The sequence below is a fragment of the Candidatus Methylomirabilota bacterium genome (genome assembly GCA_035709005.1).
Taxonomy (GTDB): Bacteria; Methylomirabilota; Methylomirabilia; order Rokubacteriales; family CSP1-6; genus 40CM-4-69-5.
In genome coordinates, this window is record DASTFB010000031.1 from 66,406 (window position 1) to 81,403 (window position 14,998).

Here is a 14,998-nt window from a genome sequence, read left to right on the forward strand (position 1 = left end):
GCTCAGCGGGCGGCCGGGGGGCGGTTGCGCTTGATGACTTCGGGGTGCGTGGAGTCGGCGCCCATGTAGATGCTCTTCTCCCACGAGCGCTTGAGCGGATCACGCACGTGCAGGCGCATCCGGCCCACCCCGTGGATCTCGAAGTCGACCACCTCGCCGTCTTGAAGCGGCCCCAGGCCCTCGTGGTTGGTGCCGCAGGCGATGACGTCCCCCGAGTTCAGCGTCATGATGGCGGTCGCGAACTCGACCAGCTCGGGGACCAGATGCTCCATGTCGTCGGTGTTGTAGTTGTGCCGGAGCTGCCCGTCTACCCAGAACTGCACGTGCACGTTGTTGGGGTCGGCGATCTCGTCGAGGGTGGCGATGCACGGCCCCAGCGGCGCGAAGGTGTCGAAGGACTTCCCCAGCCAGCTGCCGGCCTTCCAGGTCCGCCGTCCCTCGCCGCGCGCGGAGACGTCGATCATGCCCGTGTAGCCGAAGACCGCGCTGCGCCAGTTCTCGCGCTTGACCGCCTTGGCCGGGCCCTTGATGACCAGCGCCAGCTCGGCCTCGTGCATGAAGATCCACGGCTCGGTGAGCTCGGGCAGCACGATGGTGTCGTCGGGGCCGATCACCGCGTCCGGGTTCTTGAGAAACATGTTCAGGGGGCGGGCCTCGAGGGCGCCGTGCTCCCAGTAGTTCGCGATGCAGGCCACGATCTTGCCGGGGCGCGGCAGCGGCGCGCGCAGGCGCACGGCGGACAGGGGCCGCGCCATCCCGTCGCGGGCGCGGCGCTCCAGGCGCGCGCGCAGGGCGTCGAAGTCGTCGATGATGGCCTGCATCGTCAGCTGGGGGGTGGAGCTCGACGGCACCTCATCGACGATGCTGACCACACCGCGCTCGGTCAGCAGACCGGGCTGCACCTCACCGGCCCCGGGCTGCTCGAACAGCACGAGCCTCATGCCGGCGATCCCGGCAGCCGGTCCCCGTCGGGCGGCGGCGCGACCTCGAACGCGTCGACGATCCCCGACAGCATCGCGTAGTAGTTCGCCGCCGCGGTCAGCTCGACCAGCCACGGCTCGGCGTGACGCTTCCGGAGCGCGTCGAACGCGGCCGGCTCGACACGGTTCGTGCGCATGAGCTGCCTGACGTAGATCACGATCTCCCGTTCCTCGAGGGGAAGCGTGCCCGGGTCGCCCTTGGCCCGCAGGACGTCGATGACCTCCTCGGCCACGCCGTGGCGACGGGCCGCGGCCACCTGGGCCGCCCACACGTAGGCCGCTTCGCGCTCGCGGACGGCGGCCAGGATGGCCACCGAGCGAAGCTTCGCCGCGACCACGCTCTCCTCGCGGAAGAACGTGCCCAGGGCCAGCATCCGCTCCGCCAGCCGGGGGCTGTGGAGCAGCATGCTGAACGGCCCGCGCACGCCGCCGAACACCTTCACCACCGCATCGACGACGGCGTGGTGCTCGCCGGGCACGTCGGTCTTGCCGGTGATCGGAGGGAGACGCGGCATGGAGCGCTCCTTTCTAGAGACCGGGGTAGGGCTGCCCCCAGCGGTCCTCGTAGACGACGTCGGCCAGCGGCCCGCGGCCGACCGGCCCGAAGCGACCCAGGGGATAGCCGATGGGCAGGATGGCGTAGGAATGCACGCCGGGGGGCAGGCCCAGCGCGGCTTCCGTCTCCTTCTCGTAGAGCAAGTGCCGGGTAGTGAGCGTCGCCCCCAGGCCGAGGGCCCGCGCCGCCAGCAGCATGTTCTGGACGGCCGGATAGATGGACGCGCCCGACCCCCGCGTCGGCGCGGCCGTCCCTTCGTCGAGGCAGGCGACGATCCACACCGGGGCTTCGTGGAAATGGTCGGTGAGGTACTGCACCGCCGCGTGCTGGCGCAGGTAGCGCTCGCGGCTGACCCCGGCCGGCGGCGCGCTGCTCAGATAGCGCGGCCCGATCACCTCGTCGAAGGCGCGCTTGTAGTAGACCTGAACCCGCTGCTTGATCTCCCGGTCCTTGACCACCAGGAACCGCCAGCGCTGGGTGTTGCCGCCACTGGGGGCGTGCACGCCCGCCTGCAGAATCTTTCGAATCAGCTCGTCGGGCACCGGGTCGGGCCTGAGCCTCCGCATGGCTCGGGTGGTCTGCATGATCTCGAAGAGGTCGGGCATGCGCGTCTCCTTGATCGGCCAGCGTGACGCCGGGGAGTCTAGCACGGACCGCACCCGGTGCTATCCTCGGCCTATGCCGAGCCGGGACCTCGCCGACTTTCTGAAAGCCGGCACCGTCTTCGCCGACGTCCCGGCCCGGGAGATCGTGGCGCTGGCCACCCTGGCCCGCGAGGACCGTTACGCAGCGCGCGACTACATCTTCCTTGAGGGCGACGCGGCGGCCTGGTTCTGCGTGGTGCGCTCCGGCCACGTGAAGATCCTGCGGCAAGCGCGCGGTGGCCGCGACGTCGTCCTCGAGCTCCTCGGGCCGGGCGAGCCGTTCGGCGGCGTGGCGGTGATCGAGCGGCGTCCGTATCCCGCGTCGGCCCAGGCCACCGAGACCAGTACCATCGTGAAGATCCCCCGCGACCCGATCGTGGCGCTCGCCGAGCGCTATCCCTCGATCATCCGAGAGATGGCGCTGATGATCGGCCGGCGGTTGCGCACGGCGCACGACGCCGTGGAGTCGCTGGCCGCCGACCCGGTGGAGACGCGCCTGGCCGCCACGCTGCTGCGGCTGGCCGAACGGGAAGGGACTCGCGCAGCCCGGGGGCTGACCCTGCCCTTCCATCTCACGCGTCAGAGCCTCGCCGACATGGCCGGCACCACCGTGGAGACCACGATCCGGGTCGTCAGCCGGTGGCTCAAGCAGGGCCTGGTGCGCGAGGCGGACGGCCGCCTGCTCCTGGTCTCCGTGGACGCGCTGCGCGCGCTCGCCGAAGGCGAGCGCCTATGACCGCGGTCATATGGGCGCTCGGCGCCAAGCCTCTATGATCACGCCGATGGAGGACCCGGCGACGCCTCCCCTCGCACTGGCCGCCATTCCTGAGGCCCGCCGCGTCCAGGTGGACGTGCGCGATGACCTGCGACGGGGTCACGAGCCGTTCGGCAAGATCATGGCCGCCGTGGCGGCGCTGGGCGCCGATCAGGCGCTCGAAGTGCGCGCTCCTTTCGAGCCGGTGCCGCTGTACCGCGTGCTGGCCCGGCAGGGCCTGTCGCACTGGACGCGGGCCCGCGGCCCCGACGATTGGTCCGTGTGGTTCTATCGTGAGGCGCCCGGGCCCCCCGCCCCCGGGCGGCGGGTGACCCTCGATGTGCGCGGCCTGGAGCCGCCGCAACCCATGGTGCTCGTCCTGGAGCGCCTCGACACGCTGGCCGAGGGCGAGACGCTGGAGGTGATCCACTCGCGCCGCCCCATGTTCCTGTATCCCCAGCTCGACGACCGTGGCTATCTGCACGAGACGGACGAGCCGGAGCCCGGCGTAGTGCGCATCCTCATCCGCCGGGGCGTGGTGTGAGTTGCCGCCTCTGATCCGCCGCTACATCAAGACGAGCTTCGTCTTCCTGCTGGCCGGCCTCCTGCTCGGCGCCTACATCACCATCGCTCAGTTCGTGTTCGGGGCTTACCCGCCGCGCCTGCTCATCACGGCGCACGTGCACCTGCTGCTCGTGGGCTTCATGCTGATGCTCGTCATGGGCGTGGCCACGTGGATGTTCCCCCGCCCCCCCCGCGACGACGCCCGCTACCGCCCCGAGCTGGCCGAGGCCGTCTACTGGGTGATGACGGCGGCCACGGCCGTGCGCGCCGCCACCGAGATTGCCGGAGCCTTCTCGGCGTCGTCCGCCCTGCGCGTCGTGATCGCCCTGGCCGGATTGGGCCAGGTCGCGGGCACGCTCCTCTTCGTCGTCAACATGTGGACGCGGGTCCGCATGCCCGCGGGCGTCAGATGACGCCGCGGTGGGCGAGGTCCGCGATCTGGGCCTTGGTGTAGCCCAGCGCGGTGAGGATCTCCTCGTTGTCCTGCCCCAGCTCGGGCGCCGCCGTGCGGAGCGGCGGGCGGCGCTCGCCGTGCGAGACCGGGTGGCCGAGGATCGTGAGGTCGCCCAGCGCGGGCGAGCGCACCGTCTGGGCCATGCCCAGATGGCGCACCTGGGGATCGGCGAAGACCTCGTCCACCCGGTAGATCGGCCCGCAGGGCACGCCGGCGTCGTTCAGGAGCCTGATCCACTCGGCGCTTTGCTTCTGCCGGGTGATGGGCATGAGGACGTCCATGAGCAGGTCGCGGTTGGCCGAACGGGCTTTGGGCGTGACGAATCGCGGATCGGTGATCAGATCGGGCCGCTCGATGGCCCGGCACAGCCGCTGGTAGATCTCGTCTCCCGCGGCGGCGACGTTGATGTGGCCGTCCTTGGTCTCGAACACGCCGGTGGGAATCCCGGTGGGGTGGTTGTTGCCGGCCTGGGGCGGGACCTCGCCGCTCATCAGCCAGCGGGCGGCCTGGAAGTCGAGCATGGACAGCATCGCCTCCAGCAACGACGTGTGCACCCACTTGCCCTGCCCGGTGACCTCCCGCTCGAGCAGGGCCACCAGGATGCCCTGGGCCAGGAGGATTCCCGAGCACAGGTCGGCGATGGGAATGCCCACGCGGACCGGCCCCTGTCCGGGAATACCGGTGATGGACATGAGCCCGCCCATGCCCTGGGCGATCTGATCGACGCCGGGCCGGTCGCGATACGGCCCGCTCTGCCCGAATCCGGAGATGCTGCCGTAGACCAGGCGCGGATTGATCGATCGCAGGCTTTCGTAGTCGATGCCCAGGCGACGCTTGACGTCCGGCCGGTAATTCTCGACCACGACGTCGACGTCCCGGACCAGCCGTTTGAAGATGGCGACGCCCTCGGGATCGCGCAGATTGAGCGTCAGGGCCTGCTTGTTGCGGTGCAGGTTCTGGAAATCGAACCCGTGGCGGTTGCCGCCCATGCCGTCGCCCACGCGTCCGCCCGGCATCTCGACCTTGATGGCCCGGGCGCCCCAGTCCACGAGCTGGCGCACACACGTCGGGCCCGCGCGCGCCCGGGTCAGATCGAGCACGGAGAAGCGCGCGAGCGGTGGGGCCCCGTTGTCGGCCATGGCCCGGCATCATAGTGCAGGGCGCCCGGCGGGACAACGGTTCGGCGCCCGGGCCAGGCTAGCGTCCGGTTCAGCCGCGCCCGGGACCGGGACCGTCTTCGCCGAAGCCCTCGGAGGCCTGCAGGCGCTCCGCGCTGCCCGGAATATACCGCCGCTCCAGCTCCTGGAAGTGCCCCACCCGCGCCATCACGTGATGGCTCTCCGTCGGATGCCCCGCCTTCAGCCGCTCCAGTGTCCACTGGGCCTGCTCCTGGTTCTTCGCCAGGTCCTCCAGCGCGTTCCACACCGCCCACATCCCGGCGTGCGCCGCGTACAGCGTGATGAAGATGAACCGGTACCCCAGCTCACCCAGCTCTCGGAACAGGAAGGGGTTGGGATCAGCGCTCCACTTGAACGACGACGAGTAATTGAAGGCTAGCGGACAGCCCGGATGCGTTTGCCGCATCGCCCTGGCGAACGCGACGGCCGGTTCACGGCCGGCGCTGGAGAGCTCGCACCACACGAGGTCGACGCCGGCGTCGGCGTAGGCCCGGCCCCGCCAGATCGCCTCCTCCAGGCTGCCGCCCACCGCGCCGTAGGCGTCCGTGCGGGCGATGAGGACAAAGTCGGGGTCCAGCCGGTTGCGCTCCTCCACTGCGGCCCGAAACTTCCCCACGGCCTCTTCCCGGCTCACCACGGTCTTCCCCGCAATGTGCCCACACCGCTTGGGAAACCGCTGGTCCTCCAGGTGGATCCCCGCCACCCCCGTCTTGACGTACTCTTGCAGCGTCCGCATCGTCGTCAGCGCGTTTCCGTAGCCGTCATCGGCATCGGCGATGACCGGAATCTCCACCGCCCCCGCCACCATGGAGGCGATCCGCGTCACCTCCGTCATCGTCAGGAATCCCATATCCGGCCACCCGTTGGCCAGCGCCATCGAGTAGCCGCTCAAATACACGGACCTGAGCCCGACGCGCTCGGCGATCTGCGCGTCCAGGGGCGAGTACACGCCTCCGGTGAACACATACGGCTCGTCCCGCAGCAACTGTCGAAACGTGCGACCACGGCTCTTCATCTCGCCCCCCTCCTGTATGTTGCCGCCTTTACGCGGCCCGCATGCGCAGGCTCGCGCACCAGCGACGGTACGTTTCCGTTTCGATCTCCACGCCACAGCTCCGGCAGCACGCGGTCCCACACTCCTGACAGCTCGCCGCGGTCCGTGGCTCGTGCAACAGTCCGCACTCGCAGCTCATGGCACCCTCCTCGCTCCCTGCTACTGTGGGGTTCCCCCTGTGATCAGGCAAACGGATTGTTTTTATAGACCTGATAATAGAATGTGATCGTGGAGATCGGTCAGGTGGAAGCGTTCCTGGCGGTGGGCACGTTCGGCGGATTCCGCCGGGCGGCGGAGGCCCTCCGGCTGACCCAGCCGGCGGTGAGCGCGCGGATCAAGACGCTCGAGGCGTCGCTCGGTGTCGCCCTCTTCGAGCGTGGGCGCCCCGGTCTCGCACTGTCGGCGGCCGGTCGCGCCTTTCGCCCGCACGCCGAGCAGGTCGTGCAAGCGGTCGCCCAGGCCCGCCAGGCCGTGCATGCCGTCCGACCGGCTAGCGGGAGCGCCCTGCTGATCGCAGCCGCGCTGTCCATCTGCACATACCTGCTGCCCCACGTCCTCCGGCGCTTTCAGGCCGCTCACCCGAAGGTCATGATCACCGTACGATCCGGCCATTCGAAGGAGGTGCTGGAGAAGGTGCTGCACGGCGAGGCAGAGATCGGTATCGCCCGCTCGCTGCACCATCCCGAGGTCGAAACGATCAGTCTGGGCGACGACCCCCTGGTGCTGGTGACCCGTCCGAGCGCCGCGCCCCGGCCCCGGCGGGCGCGGCTTGCCGAGATAGCGGACAGACCGCTGATCTTCTTCGACCGCGGCTCGAGCGATTGGACCCTCACCCACGGCCTCTTTCGGCGCGCCGGGCTCGTTCCCAACGTGGTGATGGAGGTCGAGACCATCGAGACGGCCAAGCGGATGGTCGAGCAGGGAATGGGGCTGGCCTTTCTTCCTCGCCTGGCCCTGGGCCCCGAGCTCCGGCGGCGGAAGTTCGTCGCCATCGACATCCCCGACGTCGAGCCCCTGAGCCGGAGCCTCGACGTCATTCACCCCCGCCAGCGCCCCCTGAGCCTGGAAGCCCTCGCGCTGCTGAAGACGCTACGCGCCGTCGTCGCCGGAGTGGTCACGGTCCGGCATCCTGGCCGCCGCTAGTACTCCGGCAACGACTCCCGTGATAGAGTCCGATTCGCACCAAGCCCAGGGGAGGCAGGCATGGGCGCTCACGCGCTGTACCTGGTCCGAATGGACGTGGCCCACGACCACGAGGCCACCTTCAACGAGGTCTACGATCGCGAGCACGTGCCCAATCTCCGAGCCGTGCCCGGCGTGCGCCGGGCCAGCCGGTACCGGCAGCCCTCGCCGACCGAGCCGCGCTACCTGGCCGCGTACGAGCTGGACGGGCCCGGGGTCGTGGACACTCCCGCCTGGAAGGCCGCCGGCGAGGCCGGACGATGGCCCACGGCGGTGCGCCCGAACACGATGAACCGCCACCTGACCCTCTACGAGCGGGCCGGCGGCAGCGAGGGGTTGACCGGCACGACCCCGTACGTCTTCTGGGTCATGATGGACGTGGAGCCCCACCGCGAGGCCCTCTTCAACGAGCTGTACGACACGGAGCATCTGCCTTTGCTGATGAAGCTGCCCGGAGCGGTCAACGCCGTGCGCTACCGGACGGCGGCGGCCGGAGAGCCCCGCTACCTCTGTGTGTACGAGGTGGACCGCGCCGACCTGCCCATGTCGAAGCTGTGGAACGAGACCTCGGACATCGGGCGCTGGAAGCCGGAGGTGCGGCCGTACACCTACAACAAGCGCTTCATCCTGAGCGAGCGGATCGCCGCGACGGGAGCGGGGCGATGAGCGATCCGACCTTCGCGCTCGCCCAGAAGACCGCCATCGTCGTCGGCGCCGCCAACGGGATCGGCCGGGCCACGGCGCTGGCCTTCGCGGCGGCCGGCGCCCGGGTGGCCTGCGCCGACGTCGAGGAGCCGGGCGCCAAGGCGACCGTGGGCGAGATCGAAAAGGTCGGCGGCCAGGCCCTGCCCGTACCACTCGATGTCACCGACGGCGCCAGCTGCCGCGCTGCCGTCGCCACGACCGTCGCACGCTTCGGCGGTCTCGACGTGCTCCTCTACGGCGCCGCCGACAGCGACAAGGCGGCCACGGTGCTGGAGATGGACGAGGCCGCCTGGGATCGGGTGATCAGGGTCAACCTCACGGGCGCGTTCCTGATGGTCAGGGCGGCGATTCCCGCCATGATCGCGCGAGGCGGCGGCAGCGTGATCCTCATCGCCTCCCAGCTCGGGCGGGTGGCGTCGCCGGGACGCGCGGCCTACTGCGCCACCAAGGGGGCCCTCATCCAACTCGCCAAAGTGCTCGCCACCGACCACGCGGCGCAGGGGATTCGCGCGAACACGCTCTCGCCCGGCGCCGTCGAGACCCGACGCATGTTACGGCGCTACAAGGACATGGACGAGGCCCGCCGGATGATGGGACCCAAGCACCTGCTGAACCGGCTCGCCCGGCCCGAGGAGATCGCCCACGCCGCCGTCTATCTGGCCAGCGACGCCTCGGCCTTCATGACCGGCAGCGACCTGCTCATCGATGGTGGCTATACAGCCACCTAATGGGCGCCTCCGACATGGCCCCCAAACCCCCCAACGCTCGGAGCGCCCCGGCAAAGCCGTGGCGCTCCTCGGCAGGAGGATGCGTCGCCCCATGGGAAAGCTCGACGGCAAGGTGGCGCTGATCAGCGGCGGGGCTCGGGGCCAGGGGGCGGTCGAAGCCGAGACGTTCGCCCGGGAAGGCGCCCGGGTCGTCTTCGGCGACATCCGGGACGACGACGGGCGCAAGGTGGAGGCTGCCATCCGCGCAGCCGGTGGCGAGGCGACGTACGTGCACCTGGACGTCACCAGCGAGGCGGACTGGGAGAACGCGGTGAAGACGGCGACCAGCCGCTATGGTCGGCTGACCATCCTCATCAACAACGCGGGCATCCTCATCCCCCGTGTCCCCATCGAAGAGCGGACGGCCGCCGAGTGGGACCGGGTGATGGCCGTGAACGCCAGGGGCGTCTTCCTGGGTACGAAGCACGCCATCCCCGCCATGCGCCGGGCGGGCGGCGGCTCCATCGTCAACATCTCTTCGATCGCCGGGATCGGCCAGTCCCAGCACCAGGAGCCGGCCTATGCCGCCAGCAAGGGCGCCGTTCGCATCTTCACGAAGGTGACGGCCAGCCAGCACGCCCGGGACGGCATCCGCTGCAACTCGGTGCACCCGGGTCCCGTCGACACGGAGATGTTCCACAACGCCTTCTCGGACCCGGAGGTCATGGCGCGACGGCTGCAGCGCATCCCGCTGGGCCGGATGGCCACGGTGGCCGAGGTGGTGACCGCCGTGCTCTATCTCGCCTCGGACGATTCGTCGTATATCACCGGCAGCGAGCTGGTCATCGACGGCGGGGCGCTGGCCCAGTGACCGGCCCCCCCGCGATCTAGTCTCCGCCCGGCCGGGAGGCCGCCGCGTGACGCGCCCCCACCGAGAGGATCGCCTCGCCGGTCGCGGGCTTCACCACGTGGGCGTCGAAGCCCGCCTCCAGGGACCGCCGCCGATCGTCGGGCTGACCGTAGCCAGAGAACGCGATCAGGATGGTGTCGCGTCCCAGCGCCTGGCGCAGCCGTTGCGCGACCTCGTACCCGCTGATGTCGGGTTATCCGATGTCCACGATCACCACGGCCGGGCGCTCGGCCAGCGCGGTCTCCCGTCCTTCGCGGGCCGAGCCGGCCGGTTCGGCCTGCGGTTCGGCGGCGGCCGGCTGCCCGGTCTGGCGCGGAAGGCGCACGATGTCAAGATTGCGACACCGGCGTGGCGTCCCGAGTTGTCCGCGCGAACTGCTGTAGCTGGTCGCGAGCCTCGGCCAGCGACCGCACCGTCGCCGCCGCATGCGGCGCGGGCGCCTCGCTGGCCTCGACGGGCAAGCCCCACCGGGCGACCAGGATCCACGGAGGAGATGCCGATGCGCCGAGCCGCTTGCAGAGATAGCGCGTCTCGCCGAGCCCGCCCGGGGGCAGGCTGCCGATGAGCACCGCCCGCGGCCGCCGCGTCTCGATCTCGCGCGCCACTTCGCTCGTGAGCAGCGTGGCCGGCAGCACCTCCATGGCGATGCCGTCCGCCGCCACCAGGCGAGCCAGCATCCGGAGGGCCACCTCGTCGGCCCGGTCCACGGCCGGGCAGCCGAGCACGCTCGGGCCGTCCTCGTCGCTCGAGGCTGGGGGCTTGTCGCCCTCGTCAAGCTGGTCGGCCGCGCGCGCGATTGCTTCCACCACGCGGGAGGCGTCCTCGGCGCCGATCATGCCGGCCGCGTGGTCCCGGCGGGCATGCTTGAGTGCGGGAACGAGGACGCCGTCGTACGGGTCGGCGCCCTCCGCCTGCGCGCACTCTTGCAGGTAGTCCAGCGCCTCGTCGGAGTCCCCGGCGAGGATGCGCTGGTAGAACCCGACGTCCGGGGCCACCACGCGGTCGTCGGTCATCAGCACGACCAGGAACCTGAGCTCGGGCACGTGCTTGCCGAACACCACGAGGCAGACCGTGAGCGGCGTGGCGAGCACGAGCCCGATGGGACCCCAGAGCGCGGTCCAGAACGCCACCGCGATCAACAGGGCGACCTGGGACACGCCCGCGCTGCCGGCGTAGAGGATCGTCTCCATGACCAGGTTGCTGAAGAGCTCCAGGACGACGAAGAGTCCGGCCACCAGCGCCGGCCGGGTCCACCCCGGGAACACGGCCAGGCTCAGGGCGACCGGCAGCAGGGCGCCGATCCACGGTCCGACGTACGGGATGAACCGCAGCACGGCGGCCAGAAACCCCCAGAGGACCGCGTAGGGGACGCCGAGCAGAAAGAGCCCGGCCATCACCAGCGAGCCATAGGTGGCGTTGATGATCGACTGCATGAGGAGGTACCGGCTGACGCGCTCGGCCGTCTCGTCCAGCGCTTTGGTGGTGATGGCGAGCCGGCGCCGGCCCATGAGCTGGATGACCCGATCGGTGAGCCCTCCGCGCTCGAGGAGGATGAACGGAACCAGGACGGCGACGAGCCCGGCCGTCGCCAGCGGGGCCAGCCAGGGGCCGACCGCGGCAGGCACACCCCAGAGGTCCCACGTCTTGTCCTTCTCGACCACGACCGGCGCGGCCGGGGGGGCCGGCGAGGGACCGGTGGCTTCCTCCACCGTCTCCTGCAGGCGCTCGATGGTCCCGCCGCGGCCGAAGCTGCGCACGTCCGCGACCTTCTGCCGGATGTTGTGCCGATATTCGGGCAGCGCCTTGATCAGGCTCGCACCCTGCACCGTGACGATCCAGGCGGCGGCGCCCAGCACCGCGTAGGTCAGCACGCCGACGGCGAGCACCGATACCACGCGCCCGATCCCGAGGCGCTCGAAGAGCCGGACGACCGGCGTGAGCAGGAAGCTCAAGAGGATAGCCAGAGCCACGGGGATGAGGACAATCTGACCGTAGTAGAGGGCGGCGATGACTCCCGCAGTCACCACCGTCACAGCGGCAGCCCTCACGACGCCCTGATCCGGCACGCCCGGTGGTCACAGCAGGATCCGGGCCAGCGACTTCAGATCACCGCGTCACGCCGCAGCCTCTCGATGTCCTCCGTTCCGTAGCCGGCTTCCCGTAGGATCTCGTCGGTGTGCTCGCCGACCGTGGGTGGCTGGCGCTCGAGGCCAGGGCTGCCGTGGGCCAGGCGGAACCCGGCACCGACCAGGCCCAGGGGGCCGTACCGGGAGTCGATCGTCTGGAGCACGTCGCGCGACTCGAGCTGGGGGTGGTGGACGATCTCCTCGATGGTCCAGATGGAGCCACAAGGCACGTCGGCGGCCGTCAATCGGGCTTCCCAGGACCTGGCGTCGTCGGTGACCAGCGCGCGCTCGATGATCGCGCGCAGGGTGGGCTCGTTCGCGGTGCGCGCCGGCCAGTCCTTGAAGCGCGGATCCTCGAGGGCGTCGGCGCACCCCAGCGCGCGCATGAGGCTCGCGAACTGCTTCTCGGTGAGCACGGCGAGGACGATGTAGCCGTCGCGCGTCCTGAAGCGGTTGGCCGTCGGCTTGCGGCTGACCGAGCCGTTGCCGATCTGGCGCTGGGCGATGCCGGCCACCGTGTACTCGGTGACCGGACCCGGAATGAAGGCCAGCGCCGCATCCAGCATGGCCACGTCCACCAGCTGCCCGCGCCCGGTGTGCGTGCGCTGGTAGAGCGCGCTGGCCACGGCCAGCGCTGCCGTCAGGCCGCCGATCGTGTCGCAGAGGGCGAACCCCGCGCGGGTGGGGCCGCTGGCCGGCTCACCCGTGATCGACATGATGCCCGACATGGCCTGCAGCTTGCCGTCGAAGGCGGCGGTGTTGCGTTCGGGGCCCGTTCGACCGAACCCAGAGACGGCGCAGTAGATGAGCTTGGGATTGCAGGCCGACAGAGCCTCGTAGCCCAGGCCCAGCCGGTCCATGACGCCGCCACGGAAGTTCTCCCACACGACATCGGCGCCGACCACCAGCCGCTTGACGATCTCCACCGCCGGCGGGCGCCGGAGGTCAAGGGTGATCGAGCGCTTGTTGCCGTTGACGGCCAGGAACGAGGGCGCCATCTTGCGCTCGGCCCACGTCCGGTCGGCGAGCTGCCCGCGCGACTCGTCGCCCTCGCGCGACTCGATCTTGATCACGTCGGCCCCCAGGAGCGCCAGCTGGTAGGTGCCGTAGGGGCCGGCCAGGTAGCGGGTGAAGTCCAGGATGCGGACGCCCGCGAAGGGCTTGCTCACGATCCCTCGCGCTTGGCCCGCGCGACGGCCTTGACCACCTCGAACTCTTTCCGGCGCTCGGTGATCTCCTCGGGGGTGAGCCGGCTGAGGTCGTTGTAGTCGCGCTTCCAGGCCGCGTCCTCGCTCCAGCGCAGCGGCGACTGCACGGTGGTCCGGGCGGCCGGCGCGGTCTCGAGAACCCGCAGGGTCAGCTCCAGCGTGAGCCTCTGGGATTCGACGTCGAACGGGCGCCCGGCCGAGTTGCCCAGGGGAAAATCACTGAAGAGGAAGCGGGGCACGCCGCAGTGCTCGACGATGTCCTTGGCGCAGCCCATGATCACGGTCGCGATGCCGTGGCCTTCCAGGTGCCGCGCGGCCAGACTCACGGTCTGGTGGCACACCGGTCAGGTGGGCACCAGCACGGCGGCGTCGACACCGTCCTCCTGGCAGCGACGCAGCAGCTCGGGCACGTCGGTCTCCGTGGTCGTCCGCTGGCTCCGGTTCGTGGGCAGCCCGTGGAAGCGAGACCCGAGCGACCCGATCCGCCTCGCCGCCACCGCTTCCTTCATGCGCGCCAAAGGGAAGTACGTGTTGAGGTCCTGGGCCGAGGTGTGCCGGCGATCGTAGCCGACGTGCGAGATTCTCAGGTCCGGCTCGCCGTCGGTCGAGTCCGAGTACACCCGGTAGAACTTGGCCGCCGCGTTGTAGGGCGCGCCGGGCCCCTGGTCGCCGGCCTCGGGCTGAAAGGGGGCGGCGGTCGTGATCAGCGCCACCCGGGCCCGGTCGAGCGGCGTGCGCAGCGGCGTGAACGGCACCTCGACGAAGTGGGCCCAGCGATAGGGCGCGAAGCCCAGGGCGCGGTAGTACTCGCGCGTGCGCCGCATGTAGGGGATCGGCACGTCGTCCTCTGCCGCGAAGAGCGAGCTCATGGGACCGAGCTCCTCGCGGCCGTGTCCCCCAGGTGGGCGACGTGGGGCGCCACTTGCTCGATCAGCAGACGCAGGCTCTCGTGGTCCCAGCCGGCATCGTCCGAGTCCGTGGTGATGGCCAGCAGCGTGCCGAAACCGCCGCTCTCCTCGTGGAGCTGGTGGAGCTTGTCCGCGCATTCGCTCGGATCGCCCACGATCCAGACGTTCTCCATCAGGTAGTCGACGGTGACCGCCTCGTCGGACATACCGGGTTCGAGCTTGGTCGACGTCATCTGGATGGTGCCCAGGCGATTGGGACGCTGATGCTCCAGGTAGTTCCGCCCGAGCACGGCGCGGGCCCGCGCGCGGGCCAGCGCGGGGGTGGGCGCGACGAGAATGTCCCGCGCGATGCGCCAGTCCTCGCGGCGGGCCGGGCGGCCGGCCTTCCGGGCTCCCTCCTCGACCAGGCGCCAGTGGCCGCTGAGATACGGTCGGGACAGGAGCGAGCTCGACATGGGCATGAACCCGCGCTCGCCCGCCATCCGCATCGAGCCCGAGCCGGGAGTGCTGGCCGCCACCGCGACGGGCGGGTGCGGACGCTGATAGGGCTTCATGTAGTATCCGCGGGCCTTCACCGGATCGAACACGGGCGTGTCGATGTCGAAGAACTTGCCGTGATACGTGAACGGGCCCTCCGACGCCCACAGGCCCAGCACGACGTCGAGCACCTCGGCCGAGCGGGCCCGCACCGCGGCGGGATCGGAGGGGTCGAGGCCCAGCAGCGCCAGGTCGGTGGGAATGCCGCCGCCGCCGATCCCCCACTGAAAGCGGCCACGCGCCATGTGGTCGAGCATGGCCAGGCGGTGGGCCAGGGACAGCGGATGGTGGAGCGCCAGCAGCGTGACGCCGGTCCCCAGCCGCACGTTTCGGGTCAGGGCCAGGGCTCGCGCGATGAGCAGATCGGGCGCCGGAGCGTTCTCCCACCGCTCGGTGAGGTGCTCGCCGACCCAGGCCTCGCGAAAGCCCAGTTGATCGGCCAGCACGAGCTGGTCGATGTCCCGGTCGTAGGCGTCGGCGAACGCCCGGTACGGCGGGTGGAGCGGCATCATGAACAGGCCGAAGTCCATT

General features: G+C 70.5%; 17 protein-coding genes. 7 read left to right on the forward strand and 10 right to left on the reverse strand.

What is annotated here, in order from left to right:
• Positions 1-2: 2 nt before the first annotated feature.
• From VFR64_04845 to VFR64_04855, 3 genes are read right to left on the reverse strand one after another with little or no spacing between them, the layout of a single operon-like run.
• A complete protein-coding gene (locus VFR64_04845) occupies positions 3-941 on the reverse strand; it encodes a fumarylacetoacetate hydrolase family protein (protein ID HET9489068.1) in 939 nt (312 codons plus the stop codon).
• Positions 938-1,495, reverse strand: a complete 558-nt coding sequence (locus VFR64_04850) for a carboxymuconolactone decarboxylase family protein (protein HET9489069.1) — start codon at positions 1,493-1,495, stop codon at positions 938-940. The genes VFR64_04845 and VFR64_04850 overlap by 4 nt, the downstream gene beginning before the upstream one ends.
• A 13-nt stretch (positions 1,496-1,508) precedes the next feature.
• A complete protein-coding gene (locus VFR64_04855) occupies positions 1,509-2,141 on the reverse strand; it encodes a nitroreductase family protein (protein ID HET9489070.1) in 633 nt (210 codons plus the stop codon).
• A 73-nt stretch (positions 2,142-2,214) separates the two neighbouring features.
• On the opposite strand from VFR64_04855, the gene VFR64_04860 reads away from it, so the two are divergent.
• The 3 genes from VFR64_04860 to VFR64_04870 are packed head-to-tail and all read left to right on the forward strand — an operon-like array spanning position 2,215 to position 3,911.
• On the forward strand, positions 2,215-2,916 hold the full coding sequence (locus VFR64_04860; GenBank protein HET9489071.1) for a Crp/Fnr family transcriptional regulator: 702 nt from the start codon (positions 2,215-2,217) through the stop codon (positions 2,914-2,916).
• Positions 2,917-2,962: 46 nt separating this feature from the next.
• Entirely contained in the window at positions 2,963-3,478 is a 516-nt protein-coding gene (locus tag VFR64_04865; GenBank protein HET9489072.1) for a DUF2249 domain-containing protein, read from the forward strand.
• A 1-nt stretch (position 3,479) separates the two neighbouring features.
• Positions 3,480-3,911, forward strand: coding sequence for a hypothetical protein (locus VFR64_04870; GenBank protein HET9489073.1), 432 nt, complete (start codon positions 3,480-3,482; stop codon positions 3,909-3,911).
• On the opposite strand, the gene VFR64_04875 is transcribed toward VFR64_04870, so the two are convergent.
• Both VFR64_04875 and VFR64_04880 read right to left on the reverse strand, forming a co-directional pair.
• A complete protein-coding gene (locus VFR64_04875; GenBank protein HET9489074.1) occupies positions 3,904-5,091 on the reverse strand; it encodes a CoA transferase in 1,188 nt (395 codons plus the stop codon). The genes VFR64_04870 and VFR64_04875 overlap by 8 nt on opposite strands.
• A 70-nt stretch (positions 5,092-5,161) precedes the next feature.
• On the reverse strand, positions 5,162-6,145 hold the full coding sequence (locus VFR64_04880) for an isocitrate lyase/PEP mutase family protein (GenBank protein HET9489075.1): 984 nt from the start codon (positions 6,143-6,145) through the stop codon (positions 5,162-5,164).
• A 267-nt stretch (positions 6,146-6,412) separates the two neighbouring features.
• Here VFR64_04880 and VFR64_04885 point away from each other — a divergent pair, with 267 nt between their 5' ends.
• The 4 genes from VFR64_04885 to VFR64_04900 all read left to right on the forward strand — a co-directional run bounded on the left by VFR64_04885 (position 6,413) and on the right by VFR64_04900 (position 9,649).
• Positions 6,413-7,327, forward strand: coding sequence for a LysR family transcriptional regulator (locus VFR64_04885; GenBank protein ID HET9489076.1), 915 nt, complete (start codon positions 6,413-6,415; stop codon positions 7,325-7,327).
• Between the two features lie 60 nt (positions 7,328-7,387).
• The gene (locus VFR64_04890; GenBank protein HET9489077.1) at positions 7,388-8,032 is read left to right on the forward strand and encodes a hypothetical protein; all 645 of its coding nucleotides are present in this window, start codon (positions 7,388-7,390) and stop codon (positions 8,030-8,032) included.
• Positions 8,029-8,799 (forward strand): SDR family oxidoreductase, encoded by a 771-nt coding sequence (locus tag VFR64_04895; protein ID HET9489078.1) that lies wholly within the window; start codon positions 8,029-8,031, stop codon positions 8,797-8,799. The genes VFR64_04890 and VFR64_04895 overlap by 4 nt, the downstream gene beginning before the upstream one ends.
• A gap of 91 nt (positions 8,800-8,890) precedes the next feature.
• Positions 8,891-9,649, forward strand: coding sequence for a glucose 1-dehydrogenase (locus VFR64_04900; protein HET9489079.1), 759 nt, complete (start codon positions 8,891-8,893; stop codon positions 9,647-9,649).
• Positions 9,650-9,881: 232 nt separating this feature from the next.
• Here VFR64_04900 and VFR64_04905 read toward each other — a convergent pair whose 3' ends face one another.
• The 5 genes from VFR64_04905 to VFR64_04925 are packed head-to-tail and all read right to left on the reverse strand — an operon-like array spanning position 9,882 to position 14,997.
• On the reverse strand, positions 9,882-10,013 hold the full coding sequence (locus VFR64_04905; protein HET9489080.1) for a hypothetical protein: 132 nt from the start codon (positions 10,011-10,013) through the stop codon (positions 9,882-9,884).
• A gap of 4 nt (positions 10,014-10,017) precedes the next feature.
• The gene (locus VFR64_04910; GenBank protein ID HET9489081.1) at positions 10,018-11,736 is read right to left on the reverse strand and encodes an AI-2E family transporter; all 1,719 of its coding nucleotides are present in this window, start codon (positions 11,734-11,736) and stop codon (positions 10,018-10,020) included.
• A gap of 53 nt (positions 11,737-11,789) precedes the next feature.
• Complete coding sequence (locus VFR64_04915; protein ID HET9489082.1) at positions 11,790-12,983, reverse strand: CoA transferase; 1,194 nt, start codon at positions 12,981-12,983, stop codon at positions 11,790-11,792.
• Positions 12,980-13,891 carry a glycine/sarcosine/betaine reductase selenoprotein B family protein gene (locus tag VFR64_04920; GenBank protein ID HET9489083.1) on the reverse strand — a complete coding sequence of 304 codons (912 nt, stop codon included), beginning with the start codon at positions 13,889-13,891 and terminating at the stop codon, positions 12,980-12,982. Before VFR64_04920 ends, VFR64_04915 begins: the two co-directional genes overlap by 4 nt.
• On the reverse strand, positions 13,888-14,997 hold the full coding sequence (locus VFR64_04925; protein HET9489084.1) for an LLM class flavin-dependent oxidoreductase: 1,110 nt from the start codon (positions 14,995-14,997) through the stop codon (positions 13,888-13,890). Before VFR64_04925 ends, VFR64_04920 begins: the two co-directional genes overlap by 4 nt.
• Position 14,998 lies beyond the last annotated feature (1 nt).